Origin of the sequence: Amycolatopsis nigrescens CSC17Ta-90 (assembly GCF_000384315.1) — a bacterium.
Classification (GTDB): domain Bacteria; phylum Actinomycetota; class Actinomycetes; order Mycobacteriales; family Pseudonocardiaceae; genus Amycolatopsis; species Amycolatopsis nigrescens.
On record NZ_ARVW01000001.1, the window covers coordinates 8,268,239 to 8,281,817 of the forward strand.

The window sequence follows — 13,579 nt, forward strand, 5'->3', positions numbered from 1 at the left end:
GAGCGGGCGACCTTGGACAGGGGATTACGCGAGTTACGCACGGATGGATCTTGCCAAAGACACCCCGAAGAGTTTCCCCGAATCGGTCCACCAGCGCTCGACGTCGAACCCGGCGTCCGCGAGCTCGCCGCGGATCCCGCCGGCCCGGAACTTGGCGGAGATCTCGGTGCGGATGTGCTCTCCTTCGGTGAAGCGCACTTCCATGCCCGCGCCGGGAATGCGCACCAGCATGTCCGCACTGGCCCGGAGCCGCATCTCGATCCATTCCGCCTCGGCGTCCCAGTAGGACTCGTGCTCGAACCCGTCGGGGTCGAAGTCCGCCCCGAGCCGCTGGTTGACCACCCGCAGCACGTTCCGGTTGAACTCCGCGGTCACCCCGGCCGCGTCGTCGTACGCGCGGACCAGCGTCTCCGGGTTCTTCACCAGGTCGGTACCCAGCAGCAGCCATTCCCCCTCGGCCAGCACATCACGCACCGAGCGCAGGAACTTGCCCCGTTCGACCGGGGTCAGGTTGCCGATCGTGCCACCGAGGAAGGCGACCAGTCTCGGCTGCTCTCCCGGGAGCAGGTCGAGGTGCTCGGTGAAGTCGCCGATCGCCCCGCGCACGCTCAGGCCGGGATAGTCGGCCGAGATCGCCTCGACGGCGTCGGCCAGCGCCGACTCGGACACGTCCAGCGGGACGAAGGTCTCCAGCGACCCGTGCCCGCGAAGCCCGTCGAGCAGCAGCCTGGTCTTCTCGCTCGACCCGGATCCCAGCTCGACCAGCGTGTGCGCACCGGTCACCCTGGCGATCTCGGCGGCTTCCCTGCCCAGCACCTCCCGCTCCGCGCGGGTCGGGTAGTACTCCGGCAGCGCGGTGATCTCCTCGAACAGCTCACTCCCCCGTGCGTCGTAGAACCACTTGGACGGCAGCCACTTCTGCGTGGCGGACAGCCCGGCACGCACGTCGGTCCGCAGCGCCTCGGTGATGTCGTCCGGGTGGCGGTGCACATCGAGTTCGCTCATCGTGTTCACAGGCTCCGATCGGCGTTGAGGGGAAGGAATTCGACCTTGTAGGCCGGTTCGCGCTGGACGATCACCGCATGCCGCTCCGGCACCGGCGTCCAGCCGGGGTCGGCGTCCAGCGGCTCCGAAGCGACCACCACCGCTTCATCGGTACGCAACACCGACAACGCGTGTGTCCAGGCGGTGGCCACCAGCAGCGACCCGTCGGTGAGCAGCAGGTTCAACCGCGAACCGGGGGCCGCCTCTTCCACCTCGGTGACCAGGTCGGTGACCGCCCGCACCGGGTCCACGCCCTGGCTCAGGCGGTCCCGCAGCAGCGCCCAGAGCAACGCCGAATCGGTCGGCGCCTCCAGCCGCACCAGGTCGGTCACCGGCAGCCGCTCCGCGAGCGGGGCGACCGAGTCCGGCCAGCCCCGCACCACGCCGTTGTGGCTGAACAGCCACGGCCCGTCCGCGAACGGCGCGCAGGCGGCCTCGTTGACCGGCATGCCCTCGGTGCCCGAGCGCACCGCGGCCACGAACGAGCCGAGCCGCAGTGACCTGGCCAGCTCCGGCAGCGACTGGTCGGTCCAGATCGGACTCGGCTTGCGGTACCGGGCCGTGGCACCGTCCTCGGTCTGCCAGCCGAGGCCGAAGCCGTCCGCGTTCACGGTGCCACCGGCGCGCATGTCGGCCGGGGCGTAGGACTGGCGCAGCAGGGAATGCGGCGCGTCCAGGACCAGTTCGGCAGGCGCGCGCGGTACACCGAGGTACCCCAGATGGCGGCACATCGGATCAGCTCCGCTCACTCGGCCGGACGTTCCTGGCACAGCGGAACCCGGCGAAGATCTGCCGCCGGATCGGGTAGTCCCAGTTGCGGAAGGTGCCGCGGACCGCCGCCGCGTCGGTGCCGAACGAGCCACCGCGCAGCACCTTGTAGTCCGGCCCGAAGAACACCTCGGAGTACTCGCGATAGGGGAAGGCGCTGAAACCCGGGTAGCCGTGGAAGTCGGTGCCGGTCCACTCCCACACGTCCCCGATCAGCTGGTGCACGCCGAGCGGGGACGCGCCGGCCGGGTAGGCGCCGACCTCGGCCGGGCTCAGGTGTCGCTGCCCGAGATTGGCCTGTTCCGTACTCGGTTCCTCGTTGCCCCAAGGGAAACGCCGCGACTGCCCGGTCGCGGGATCGAACCTGGCCGCCTTCTCCCACTCCGGCTCGGTCGGCAGCCGCTTGCCCGCCCATGCCGCATATGCCTCTGCCTCGTAGTACGACACGTGCACCACCGGCTGCTCGGCCGGGACCCGCTCGTAGACGCCGAACCGGGTACGCCACCAGCCGTCCTGCTCGCGCTGCCAGAACCGCGGCGCGGTGATCTCGTGCGCCCGCAGGTAATCCCAGCCCGCTTCGCTCCACCAGCGGCGCTGACCGTAACCGCCGGCTTCGAGGAACTCGGTGTACTGGCCGTTGGTGACCGGAAAGGTGTCGATCACGAACGCGGTCACGTCGATCTCGTGCGCCGGCCGTTCGTTGTCCAGCGCCCACGGCTCGGCGGTGGTGCCCATCACGAACGGGCCACCGGGCACCAGCACCTCGGCAGGCACCCGGCCGGTTCGCCTGCCCGGCGGCGCGGGTGCGTGCAGCACCGGGTCGCCCTTGCGCAGCTGGTGGGTGGCCAGCATGGTCTCGTCGTGCTGCTGCTCGTGCTGGGTAATCATGCCGAAGGCGAACGCGGCCTCGGTCAGCCGCCGCCCCTCCAGCGGGGCCTTTTCCAGTACCTCCAACGCTTTCGCCCGCACTTCGCCGACGTAGGCTCGGGCCTGCGCCGGCCCGAGCAGCGGCAGCGCCGGCCGGTCCGCCCGCGCGTGCTTGAACGCGTCATACAGCTCGTCGATGTCCGGGCGCAGCGGCTCACGGCCGCCAACATCGCGGACCAGCCAGAGTTCTTCCTGGCTGCCGATGTGCGCGAGGTCCCAGACCAGCGGCGACATCAGCCTGGAGTGCTGACGGGTCAACTCCTCGTCGTCCACCGCGTCGGTGAGCACGGTGCTGCGAGCCCGTGCCCTGGTCAGTGCCTCCGCGGCGTGGGCGCGCAGGTTCTCCCGGCTCAGCTCGCGCAGCGGGTTCACAGCTTCACGGATAGGCATGGCTCATTTCCTCCCGGCGTGCGCGAGACGCTGCACGCCCTCGGTGATCTCGTCGATGGTGGACGCCGGCAGACTGGTGCCGGCCAGTTCGGCGCAGCCGAGGTCGGCGACCGCACGGGCCGCCGCCGCGATCTCCGGATCGGCGAGCCCGCACCGGGCGGCCTGCTCCCAGTGCTCCGCGACCGGGGCGCAGATCTCCAGCACCCTGTCGACGGTGGCCCGCTCGGCCAGCAGCGCGGTCAGCAGCGCGACCGGATGCAGCCAGCGCTCGGCTGGCTGGGCGTCCAGATAGCGCACCTCGAGGTAACCCTGCGGCCGGACCGGGGTGAACATCGTGGTCAGGTGGTAGTCCAGGTCGGCGAGCGTGGGCGGGGCCAGCAGGCCGGCCGCGCCACGCCTGCTCACCCAGTCCGCGAAGGTGAGCCCTTCCGGCGCGTCCCACGCACCTTCCGGCCGCCGCAGCACCATCAGCGGGGTGTCCATGATCCGGCTCGCCCAGCTTTCGGCGGGTTCGGGCGTGGCCGGCGCGGCGAAGGTGCGGGCGTGCTCGGTGCCCATCACCGCCAGCCAGCGGGCGGAGGCCTGTCCGGTCTCCCGGCCGGCATGGCGGCCCGAGTTGGCGAACAGCGCCAGCAGCGGCGGGCCCAGCGCGTGCACGGCAGCCCAGCGGGACGGAAGTGCATCCGCCTCACCGGTGTCCACGCAGATTTGCAGGCCCGCGGTACTGCACATCATCGTGATGCCGCCGGTGCCGAACCGGGCGAACCGCCGTTCCATGCTCGCGTACCGCTCGGTGCCGAGCAGCCGGGACGGCGGGCGGAAGGCGTCGATACCACTTTCACCGAGCCGGAATCCAGCGGTGGCCAGTAGTTCGGTCAGATAGCTGAGGTCGGCGGAGACGGTCGCCTCGAGCTCCGGCAGCGAGGACTGCGGGAGGGCGGAGATCTCCACCTGGCACCCGGGCTCCAGGGTGATCGGGGAGCCGCCGGGCAACGGTTGAGCGGGGCTTTCGGGGCGCAATGTGCGCGGGGTGTGCGGGCCTAGTGCGGCCGCGAGTTCGTCGGGGTTCACGGGTCTTCGGAGGTCGTCCGCGTAGTGCACGGTGTACTCGAGTTCTACGCCGAGCAGTCTCGGCGGCCCGTGCTTGAAACAGACGGAAGCGACATAGGACTCACCTTCCGCGCGGTCGGACACCACCTTCGCCGCGAGGTCGGCCGCCTGGGTGCATCCATTGGTGTTACCGGGAAAGTCTTGGACCGAGTGGACAGTTGTCATGGCACCGCCGCAGTTCATTCGCCGGGACGACTTGACTTCGGACGCTACACGCGGGGTACGACAATCGCAGGTTTCATCCCGCCGGGCAGGAGCCGGCATCCACTCCCCAAGATGAGCACCGACGAGCGCTCAGGGCAGCGTCGACTCGGTGCCGAGGCCGAGCTCGGCCGCGGCGGTGCGCACCGCCGCGATCACCAGCTGCAGCGCCGGACGGCGCAAGGCCGTGGTCCGGCAGGCGATCGACACCGTGCGCATCACCGGAGTGCTCAGCGCGACCACGTCCACCCCCGGCGGCCGCAGGATCAGGCCGAGGTCGGAAACCAGCGTGATGCCGAGGCCGGCGCCGACCATCGCCATCGCGGTGGCCTGCTCCCCCACCTCGTGGTTGACCTTCGGCTCGAAGCCGTGCCGGTGGCAGGCGACCCGCACCGCGCGCCCGAGGTGGCTCTTCGGGCTGGACAGGATCCAGGGGTGCTCGGCCAGTTCGAGCAGCGAGACCGAGCCGGACGGCACGGTGCCGCGTGGCACCGCCGCGTGCAGCCGTTCCACCGCGATCACCGAGCGCTCCAGGCTGACGTCCCACGGCATCGGTGCGTCCGAGTAGTCGATCACGAAGGAGAAGTCGAGGGTGCCGTCCCGCACCGCCTCCGCGGTGGCCTCGGGGGCCAGCTCCACGGTTTTCACCTGAATGCCGGGATGCTGCTCGGCCAGCAGGGTGAGCGCGGAGGGCAGCAGCCCGGAGGCCACCGACGCCCAGACCCCCGCGGTGAGCCGGACGGTGATCGAGTCCTGCGCCTCCTCCAGTGCCATGGTGGCCCGTTCGACCGCACCGAGGATCTCCTCCGCGTGCTCGGTCAGCAGCAGCCCGAGCTCGGTCATCTGCACCCGCCTGCCCAGCCGCTCGAAGAGCCGGGCGCCGACGTCCCGTTCGAGCTGCGCGAGCTGCTGGGACACCGCGGACGGGGTGTAGTGCAGCGCGGCCGCCGCCGCGGTCACCGTGCCCCGCCGCTGTAGCTCCCGGAGCATTCGCAGCCGGGTCAACGAAAGCTCCATACATCAACGGTAAACGGAAACGTGCATGATCTTTAACTGGACGCGCGGGCCCGGCCCGGCGCACTCTGGGGGCAGCGGCCCGGCCGCCACCGGACGGGCAACCCACGCAGCAGCCTCAGGCGGGACATTCCTTAGTTACCAAGGAGTTTCCGGCCCGCTGGTCGCTGCGCGAAAACTGGCCGTGTCGAGCGGAACGACTTGGAGGTGGGGAGAAGTGATCATCGAGCACAACGAACCTTTGCTGAGGCTCACTTGGACGGACCCGGTGACCGGCACCAACGGATATCTCGTGGTGCACACCCTCACCTCCGGCCTGGCCACCGGCGGCACCCGGATGCGCGCCGGCTGCACCCTGTCCGAGGTCGAGGACCTGGCCAGGGGCATGGCGAACAAGACGGCAACTTTCAACCTGCCGGTCGGCGGGGCCAAGGGCGGGATCGACTTCGATCCGAAGGACCCGCGCGCGATGGGCGTGCTGAAGCGGTTCTGCTCGGCCATGCGGCCCTGGCTGGACGCCCATTGGGTGACCGCTGAAGACCTCGGCGTGCCGCAGCACCTGATCGACGAGGTGTTCGCCGAGCTGGGCCTCGGCCAGTCCTACCACGCGGCGATCAGCCGCTCGGCCGACCCGGAGCGCACCCTGCGGCGGGTGCAGGCCGGGCTGAACGCGCCCGTTCCCGGCGGCCTGCTGCTCGGGGACGTGATCGGCGGCTACGGCGTGGCGCAGGCGTGCCTCGGCGTGGCGGCCTCCTGGGGCTCGCCCGCCGACGAGACCACGGTGGCCATCCAGGGCATCGGCACCATGGGCGGTGGCGCGGCCTGGTACCTGCACGAGGCCGGGGTCCGGGTGGTCGCGGTCGCCGACGCGGCCGGCACCCTCTACGACCCGGCGGGCCTGGACGTGCCCGCCCTGCTCGAACTTCGGGACGCCTACGGTGAGATCGACCGCGAGCGGGTGCCCGGCGAGGTCCAGCGGCTGCCGCGGAACGCGGTCATCGGGACCGAGGCGGACATCCTGGTGCCGGCCGCGATCTCCTACGCGATCACCGAGGACAACGTGATGGACGTGGCGGCCAAGGTGGTCATCGAAGCCGCCAACGCGGCCACCACCCCGGAGGCCGAGGCCATGCTCACCGCACGCGGGGTGCCGGTGATCCCGGACTTCGTGGCCAACGCCGGTGCCGCGGCATGGGCGTGGTGGCTGCTGCTCGGCGAGGTCGGCGCGGACCCGGCCGACTCCTTCCTCCGGCTGCGCACCGAGATGCAGTCGAAGGTCGCATTGCTGCTCGGGCAGTGGGAGATGGACCGGGTGTCGCCCCGGCGGACCGGCCTGCAGCTGGCCGCCGCCAACCGGGTGGAGCGGCTCGAGCACCAGCCCGAGGAGGAATCCGCCCTGCTGATCCCCTGACCTGTCCGTGCCGCGGGTGGCGCGTCACAAAACGTACGTACGGATTGCGTTGGCGCTACCCGCGGTGACAGGATCACGGGATGCCACGGGTCTCCCAGGATCATCTCGACGCACGCCGGCGCCAGATCCTCGACGGATCCCGGGTGTGTTTTGCCCGTTATGGGTACGAGGGTGCCACGGTGCGCCGCCTGGAGGAAGCCACCGGGCTGTCCCGAGGTGCGATCTTTCATCATTTCCGTGACAAGGAGTCGCTGTTCCTCGCGCTGGCCGAGGACGACGCGATCCGGATGGCCGACGTGGTCGCCGCCCAGGGCCTGGTCCAGGTGATGCGCGACCTGCTCTCCGGCCAGAGCGAACATCCGGCGGACTGGCTGGGCACCAGGCTGGAGGTCTCCCGGAGGCTGCGCACCGATCCGGAGTTCCGGGCCAGGTGGGCGGCACGGTCCCAGCAGCTGACCACGGCGACCCGGCAGCGACTGCTCCGCCAGCGCGACGCCGGCAAGCTCCGCGACGACGTCAGCGTGGACGTGCTCACCGCCTTCCTGGAGCTGGTGCTGGAGGGCCTGGTCTCGCACCTCGCCATGGGCCTGCCCGCGGACGACCTCGGCCCGGTGCTCGACCTGGTCGAGGAGACCGTCCGCCGGCACTGACCACGCCGTCCCCTGCGAATGTCGGTGCCTCGTGGTGCAGTGGGCAGATGGACCTTCTCGACGCACACGGTGCGGCCATGCACGTCTTCGACCGGACGATCCATCGCGTCGGCGCGGATCAGTGGGACGCACCGACGCCGTGCACCGACTGGACGGTGCGGGACCTGGTGAACCATCTGGTCAACGAGCAGCTGTGGGTTCCGCACCTGCTCGGCGGCGCGACACTGGCCGAGGTCGGCGACCGCTTCGACGGCGACCTGCTCGGTGACGACCCGATCGGCGCCTGGGAACCGGCCGCCGCGCAGGCTCGGGCGGCCTGGACCGCGCCGGGTGCGACCGGGACGAGGGTGCACGTGTCCTTCGGGCAGATCGACGCGAGCGAGTACGGCTGGCAGATGACGATGGACCTGGCCGTGCACGGCTGGGACCTGGCCGCCGCGATCGGCGTGCCGCAGCCGATCGGCGACGAGCTGGCCGAGGCGCTGATCGCGGAGTTCGAGCCCCAGGTCGAGGGCATGCAGGGCTATGGGATCTTCGCCCCGCCGGTATCGGTTTCGGCGGATGCGCCCGCCCCGAAACGGCTGCTCGCGTTACTGGGCCGAGACCAGGACGAATGGCGAAATTGACCTTCCCCACACTCCTGCCCTGCGCAAACGCCGGGCCTTGACGGTACGCTTACTGCCATCCCTGCAGTTCTTGTTCTTTCTTGACGAGGAGTGACTCTTTTCGTGCGCGATGCGCAGTCACCTGGTGACAGTACAAAGCCGGGTGGCGAACCCGGCTTCCCCAGCCTCCCTGCCGGCCTGACTCCGGGCGGCACGGCCCGATGAACGTCCTGCTCTCCATCCTCGGCGTTGTCTTCTTCATTCTGCTCACCATCGGCACCGGACTGGCGGTGGCCGCGGAGTTCTCGCTGACCGCGCTCGAGCGCAGCACCGTGGACGCGAACGTCCGCCAGGTCGGTGACAAGCGCTCGAAGACCGTGCAGAAGGCGCACCGAACCCTCTCCTTCCAGCTCTCCGGCGCCCAGGTGGCCATCACCATCACCACGCTGGTCACCGGTTACGTCGCCGAGCCGCTGATCGGCACGCTGGTCCGGCCGCTGCTGCGGGCCATTGGCCTGTCCGAGCCGGTGGCCGCGGGCGGGTCGCTGGCGATCGCCCTGCTGCTGGCCACTTCGCTGTCCATGATCCTCGGCGAAATGATGCCGAAGAACCTGGCCATCGCCAGGCCGCTGCGCACCGCACGGGCGGTGGCCGGCTACCACGCCCGGTTCTCCGCCCTGTTCCGCTGGCTGATCACGCTGATGAACAACAGCGCCAACTTCCTGGTGCGCAAGTTCGGCGTGGAGCCGCAGGAGGAGCTTCGGTCGGCGCGCTCGCCGCAGGAGCTCGGCTCGATCGTGCGCTCCAGCGCGGAAAGCGGCACCCTGGACACCTCCACCGCGCAGCTGCTGGACCGCTCGCTGCGCTTCGGCGAGCGGACCGCGGACGAGCTGATGACCCCGCGCGTGCAGGTCGAATCGCTGTCCGTGGAGGACTCGGTGCACGATCTGGCGCAGCTGTCCCGGCGCACCGGGTTCTCCCGGTTCCCGGTCAGCGGCGAGGACCTGGACGACGTCCGCGGCGCGGTGCACGTCAAGCAGGTGTTCACGGTGGCCGCCGCCGAGCGGCACAGCACCCGGATCGGCTCGGTCATGCGGCCGGTGCCCACGGTGCCTGAGTCGCTGCCCGGCGACTCGCTGCTCAACCGGCTGCGCGCGTCCCGGTTCCAGATCGCCATGGTGGTCGACGAGTACGGCGGCACGGCCGGGCTGGTCACCCTGGAGGACGTTGTCGAGGAGATCATCGGCGACGTGCGCGACGAGCACGACGACCGTGAAGCCCCTGCGTCGCAACAACTCGGCGCGGACAGCTGGCTGGTCTCCGGGCAACTGCGCGCGGACGAGATCGTGGAGGTGACCGGGTTCCGGATGCCGGAGGGCGACTACGAGACCATCGCCGGGCTGATCCTGGACCGCCTCGGCAAGATCCCCTCCCCCGGCGACCGGATCGACGTCGACGGCTGGCGGCTCACAGTGACCACAATGGACCGTCTGCGGGTCGCCGAAGTGCGGGTGCACCGGCTCGGTGACGCCGGTGCCGCCAAGGTCGACAGCCCGCCGCAGCACCAGGAGCCGGCCCGATGAACGACTGGTTCTACATTTTCCTGGTCGTGGTGCTCCTGCTCGCCAACGCGTTCTTCGTCGGCGCGGAGTTCACCCTGATCTCCTCCCGGCGGGACCGGCTGGAAGCGTTGCTGGAGCAGGGCAAGACCCGCGCGCGGACCGTGATCAACGCGAGCCGGAACGTCTCACTGATGCTGGCCGGCGCGCAGCTGGGCATCACCATCTGCTCGCTGCTGCTCGGCAGGCTCGGCGAGCCCGCGATCGCGCATCAGCTCGCCGGATTCTTCAAGCTGCTGCACATTCCTGAGGTGCTGCTGCACCCGATCTCGTTCGCCATTGCTCTCGCGTTCATCACCATCCTGCACGTGCTGATCGGTGAGATGGTGCCGAAGAACCTCGCCATCGCCGAGCCGGAGCGGCTGGCGTTGTGGCTGGTGCCGGTGCACGTGGTCTGGGTGAAGCTGGCGAACCCGTTCATCTGGCTGCTCAATTTCGTGGCGAACTCCTTGCTGCGCCTGATGAAGGTGGAACCGAAGGACGAGCTGGAGACCGCGTACACCTCCGACGAACTCGCCGAGCTGCTCAGCGAGTCGCGCCGCGAGGGCCTGCTCGACCAGTCCGAGCACGAGCGGCTGAGCCAGACCCTGTCGTCGGTGCAGAAGACGGTGGCCGACGTGCTGGTGCCGATGGACCAGCTGACCACGCTGCCCAGCACGCCGACGGTCGGCGAGGTGGAACGCGCGGTGTCCTCCACCGGGTTCTCCCGCTTCCCGATCCGCACCGAGTCCGGCGCGCTGACCGGCTACATCCACGTGAAGGACGTACTGGACCAGGTCGGCGACGACCCCGCCAGCACGGTGCCAACCGGCAAGACCCGCCGGCTCACCGACCTGCCCGCCAACGCGCGGCTGGACAAGGCGCTGTCCGCGATGCGCAAGGAGGGCGGGCACCTGGCCAGGGCACTGGACTCCGACGGCGAAGTGATCGGCGTGGTGGCGCTGGAGGATCTGGTCGAGGAGTACGTGGGCACCGTCCAGGACGGCACGCACGTCACACTGTGAACGTGCGGGTACTTCAGGAATACGAATGGCGGGCGCGCGAAGCCGCGCATACCGCCAGGATGCGCACCTGGACCGAGCCGCATCAGCAGCGACGTTCCCGCGGTGTGAAGCATCCAGTATTGGACTTCCTGTTCACCTACTACTCGTACCGTCCGTCCTATCTCGAGCGGTGGCAGCCCGGCCCCGGCGTGGTGCTCGCCGGGGCCGCGGCCGCGCAGTTCCTTCACCGGCAGGGCTATCACGAGGTGCGCGGCGGGGTGGCGCTGGATCCGGCAGGCTTCACCGAGAGGTACGCCGGCACCGCGGAGTTCGTGCGCTCCCTGCTCGAAGCGACCGCGTCCAGGGCACCTCGGCTGAGTTGCTTCGGGCTCCACGAATGGGCGATGGTCTACCGGCAGCCCGCCGATCAGGTCCGGCACGACCAGCTGCCACTCCGGCTCGGCTCGGCCGGCACCGATGAGGTGGTCGAGACGCTCGACGTGCGCTGCGGGCATTACGATGCCTTCCGGTTCTTCACAGCGCCCGCCCGGCCGCGCAATGAGCTGCTGCCCACCAGGGAAACTCAACTGGACCTCGAACAGCCCGGTTGCCTGCACGCGAATATGGATCTTTTCAAGTGGGCATACAAGCTGGACCCGTTCGTGCACTCCGAACTGCTCGGTGACTGCTTCGCGCTGGCCGCCGAGATTCGCCTGCTGGATATGCGAGCCAGCCCGTACGACCTGGCCGAACTTGGACATTCGCCGGTCCGGATCGAGACAGCGGAAGGCCGCGCGGAGTACGCCCGCACCCAGGCAAGCTTCGCCCGACGAGCAGCACCCTTGCGTAACCGCCTGGTAGCACAATGCAATCACTTACTTGCGCTAAAGAATCAATCTGGAGTTGCAGAAAACAACTGACGGTCATCACGTTTCCGGAACGTTCGTAGCCTGTTAGAGTGATAACGTTTTGATTGCATACTCAGAGCGTGCTCAACCTAGGCGAGAGGACACCGATGGGGCGTCATAGCAGGGCTGAGGACCCCGCTCCCCACCGTCCGGAGGGTCCCGACGATTCCGGATACCGCCATCCAGCTGACGGTTCCGGGTACCAGCCTCCGGTCCACGACTCCGGCTACCAGCGCGCCGCCGCCGACCCAGGTCGCCAGGCACCGGTTCGCGGTCCCGCCATGGACCCGCGCCGGCAGCATCCCGGCATCGAGCCCGGTCATCCGCCGCGTCCCGCCGGCGAGCCGCTCCCCCAGCGCCCGGTCCCCGGTCCGCACGCACAGGGCCCCGGCTCCGGCTACCAGCGACCGGTCACCGACCCGCGCCGCCGCCGTTCGGCCGTCGATTCCGGCTTCCGGTCTCCGGCCGAAGAGTTCCACCCGCGCCGTCCCGTCGCGGACTCCGGCTACCAGCGTCCCGTGGCACCACGGCCACAGCGCCCCGGCACCGACTCCGGCTACCAGCGCCCCATGGCCAAGCCGATCGACCAGCACCCGGCCACGGACTTCCGCCGCCCGGTCGCCGGTCCGGGCCCGCAGCCTTCGATCAGCACGCCCCGCAACCAGCGCCCGGCCGGCGACACCCGCCGCCAGCGGACCGCCACCGGCCCGGGTCCCCAGGCCGTGGTGAGGGACTCCGGCGAGCACCGGCCGGTCACCGACTCCGGTTACCAGCGGCCCGTCACCGAATCGGGTGTGCAACGGTCGATCGCGGACCCGGAGTCGTCCGTCGCCGAATCGGCTGAGCAGGCACCGACCACCGACGTCACCGAGTCCGGCTACCAGCGTGCACTCAGCGGCGAGACCGGCAGCCACCGCGCGGTCGGCAAGGCCGCCCGGCGGCGGGTGGCCAAGTGGCCGATCGCCTGCCTCGTGCTCGTCGTGCTGGCCGGACTCGGCTGGGCCGGCTGGGGCTGGCTGGACGGAGTGGCCAACAGCAGGGCCGAGGCGCAGGCCTCCAGCTGCGCCGAGGGCGACGCGAACATGAGGGTGATCGTCACGCCGAGCGCGGAACAGCCGGTGGCCGCCGCCGCGGCCAAGTGGAACCAGGCCAACACCGTGGTGCACGCGCACTGCGTCCGCATCGAGGTGCAGGCGATGCCCTCCGAGCGGGTGCTGAACGCGCTCACCGGGCGCAGCAACATCGACGCCATCGGCGGCATGCCGGCGGGCTGGATCCCGGAGTCGTCCTTCTGGGTCGACGCGGTGACCACCGCGAAGCCCGAGATCATCGGCTCGCCCGCGGAGTCGGTGGCCAGCTCGCGCGGTGGCGACTACCCGTTCCTCGGCCTGTCCGGCGGGCAGGTGGACGACGTGCAGAAGCGGGCGTCCCAGGTCTTCCGCAACTTCCTCAAGGAGCCGGCCCAGCAGGGCGCCTTCGGCGGCAGGTAAGGCCGACCCGCGGTCAGCTCACCCGGAGCGTCAGCAGCGGCACACCGGCCGTCCGCAGCCGGATCGGGATGTCACCGGCGTGGTCCGGTACGAAGTCGATTCCCTCGGCCTCGTCGGGATCGACATCCTCGGTCTTGTCCGGGTACCCGGCGATCTCGATGTCGTCGTGCCGGTCCGAGGTCACCCTGATCTTGAGCTGCTCGCCGCGGCGGACGTCGATCGTCCCGGCGGGCGGATTCACCTGCCCGCCCCGGAAGTCCACGTTCAGCACCCGCGGCTGGCCCGGCGCCACCGAATCCGCGGGACTCGGCACGGCCGGTGCCGGGGGCGCGGGTGCCGGTGCCGCCTGCTCGTCCTGGCCGCCAGAGCATCCGGCCGCCACTATCGCCAGCCCGGCACCCGCTGCCAGCAGAACCCGCTTCGAGAACACTACGAACACCTCCTGTCGACGGAAACTTT

13 protein-coding genes are annotated in these 13,579 nt (G+C 70.1%); 7 read left to right on the forward strand and 6 right to left on the reverse strand.

Features of this window, described 5'->3' with window-relative positions; translation table 11 throughout:
* Positions 1–33: 33 nt before the first annotated feature.
* The 5 genes from egtD to AMYNI_RS0139145 form a co-directional block, all read right to left on the reverse strand.
* Positions 34–1,005 carry an L-histidine N(alpha)-methyltransferase gene (gene egtD / locus AMYNI_RS0139125; protein ID WP_026361488.1) on the reverse strand — a complete coding sequence of 324 codons (972 nt, stop codon included), beginning with the start codon at positions 1,003–1,005 and terminating at the stop codon, positions 34–36.
* 5 nt (positions 1,006–1,010) lie between these two features.
* Positions 1,011–1,775: an ergothioneine biosynthesis protein EgtC gene (egtC, locus tag AMYNI_RS0139130; protein ID WP_020673586.1), complete on the reverse strand. Its 765-nt coding sequence runs from the start codon at positions 1,773–1,775 to the stop codon at positions 1,011–1,013.
* Between the two features lie 4 nt (positions 1,776–1,779).
* On the reverse strand, positions 1,780–3,129 hold the full coding sequence (gene egtB / locus AMYNI_RS0139135; RefSeq protein ID WP_026361489.1) for an ergothioneine biosynthesis protein EgtB: 1,350 nt from the start codon (positions 3,127–3,129) through the stop codon (positions 1,780–1,782).
* Positions 3,130–3,132: 3 nt separating this feature from the next.
* A complete protein-coding gene (locus AMYNI_RS0139140; RefSeq protein ID WP_026361490.1) occupies positions 3,133–4,404 on the reverse strand; it encodes a glutamate-cysteine ligase family protein in 1,272 nt (423 codons plus the stop codon).
* A gap of 129 nt (positions 4,405–4,533) precedes the next feature.
* Entirely contained in the window at positions 4,534–5,457 is a 924-nt protein-coding gene (locus tag AMYNI_RS0139145; protein ID WP_026361491.1) for a LysR family transcriptional regulator, read from the reverse strand.
* Between the two features lie 214 nt (positions 5,458–5,671).
* On the opposite strand from AMYNI_RS0139145, the gene AMYNI_RS0139150 reads away from it, so the two are divergent.
* The 7 genes from AMYNI_RS0139150 to AMYNI_RS49905 all read left to right on the forward strand — a co-directional run bounded on the left by AMYNI_RS0139150 (position 5,672) and on the right by AMYNI_RS49905 (position 13,120).
* Positions 5,672–6,865: a Glu/Leu/Phe/Val dehydrogenase dimerization domain-containing protein gene (locus AMYNI_RS0139150; protein WP_020673590.1), complete on the forward strand. Its 1,194-nt coding sequence runs from the start codon at positions 5,672–5,674 to the stop codon at positions 6,863–6,865.
* An 80-nt stretch (positions 6,866–6,945) separates the two neighbouring features.
* The gene (locus AMYNI_RS0139155; protein WP_020673591.1) at positions 6,946–7,515 is read left to right on the forward strand and encodes a TetR/AcrR family transcriptional regulator; all 570 of its coding nucleotides are present in this window, start codon (positions 6,946–6,948) and stop codon (positions 7,513–7,515) included.
* Between the two features lie 47 nt (positions 7,516–7,562).
* Positions 7,563–8,141 (forward strand): TIGR03086 family metal-binding protein, encoded by a 579-nt coding sequence (locus AMYNI_RS0139160; protein WP_020673592.1) that lies wholly within the window; start codon positions 7,563–7,565, stop codon positions 8,139–8,141.
* Between the two features lie 200 nt (positions 8,142–8,341).
* The gene (locus tag AMYNI_RS0139165; protein ID WP_020673593.1) at positions 8,342–9,703 is read left to right on the forward strand and encodes a hemolysin family protein; all 1,362 of its coding nucleotides are present in this window, start codon (positions 8,342–8,344) and stop codon (positions 9,701–9,703) included.
* Complete coding sequence (locus AMYNI_RS0139170) at positions 9,700–10,743, forward strand: hemolysin family protein (protein ID WP_020673594.1); 1,044 nt, start codon at positions 9,700–9,702, stop codon at positions 10,741–10,743. The genes AMYNI_RS0139165 and AMYNI_RS0139170 overlap by 4 nt, the downstream gene beginning before the upstream one ends.
* A 59-nt stretch (positions 10,744–10,802) precedes the next feature.
* Entirely contained in the window at positions 10,803–11,642 is an 840-nt protein-coding gene (locus AMYNI_RS0139175; protein WP_245574245.1) for a 3-methyladenine DNA glycosylase, read from the forward strand.
* Positions 11,643–11,911: 269 nt separating this feature from the next.
* Positions 11,912–13,120, forward strand: coding sequence for a hypothetical protein (locus AMYNI_RS49905; protein ID WP_211225546.1), 1,209 nt, complete (start codon positions 11,912–11,914; stop codon positions 13,118–13,120).
* A gap of 13 nt (positions 13,121–13,133) precedes the next feature.
* On the opposite strand, the gene AMYNI_RS0139185 is transcribed toward AMYNI_RS49905, so the two are convergent.
* Positions 13,134–13,550: a hypothetical protein gene (locus AMYNI_RS0139185; RefSeq protein ID WP_020673596.1), complete on the reverse strand. Its 417-nt coding sequence runs from the start codon at positions 13,548–13,550 to the stop codon at positions 13,134–13,136.
* Between the last annotated feature and the right edge of the window lie 29 nt (positions 13,551–13,579).

Excerpts from the sequence above, each read along its gene's own strand:
- egtD (WP_026361488.1), bottom strand. The coding sequence starts at position 1,005 with ATGAGCGAACTCGATGTGCACCGCCACCCGGACGACATCACCGAGGCG.
- egtC (WP_020673586.1), bottom strand. The coding sequence starts at position 1,775 with ATGTGCCGCCATCTGGGGTACCTCGGTGTACCGCGCGCGCCTGCCGAA.
- egtB (WP_026361489.1), bottom strand. The coding sequence starts at position 3,129 with ATGCCTATCCGTGAAGCTGTGAACCCGCTGCGCGAGCTGAGCCGGGAG.
- AMYNI_RS0139140 (WP_026361490.1), bottom strand. The coding sequence starts at position 4,404 with ATGACAACTGTCCACTCGGTCCAAGACTTTCCCGGTAACACCAATGGA.
- AMYNI_RS0139145 (WP_026361491.1), bottom strand. The coding sequence starts at position 5,457 with ATGGAGCTTTCGTTGACCCGGCTGCGAATGCTCCGGGAGCTACAGCGG.
- AMYNI_RS0139155 (WP_020673591.1), top strand. The coding sequence starts at position 6,946 with ATGCCACGGGTCTCCCAGGATCATCTCGACGCACGCCGGCGCCAGATC.
- AMYNI_RS0139160 (WP_020673592.1), top strand. The coding sequence starts at position 7,563 with ATGGACCTTCTCGACGCACACGGTGCGGCCATGCACGTCTTCGACCGG.
- AMYNI_RS0139165 (WP_020673593.1), top strand. The coding sequence starts at position 8,342 with ATGAACGTCCTGCTCTCCATCCTCGGCGTTGTCTTCTTCATTCTGCTC.
- AMYNI_RS0139170 (WP_020673594.1), top strand. The coding sequence starts at position 9,700 with ATGAACGACTGGTTCTACATTTTCCTGGTCGTGGTGCTCCTGCTCGCC.
- AMYNI_RS0139175 (WP_245574245.1), top strand. The coding sequence starts at position 10,803 with ATGCGCACCTGGACCGAGCCGCATCAGCAGCGACGTTCCCGCGGTGTG.
- AMYNI_RS49905 (WP_211225546.1), top strand. The coding sequence starts at position 11,912 with ATGGACCCGCGCCGGCAGCATCCCGGCATCGAGCCCGGTCATCCGCCG.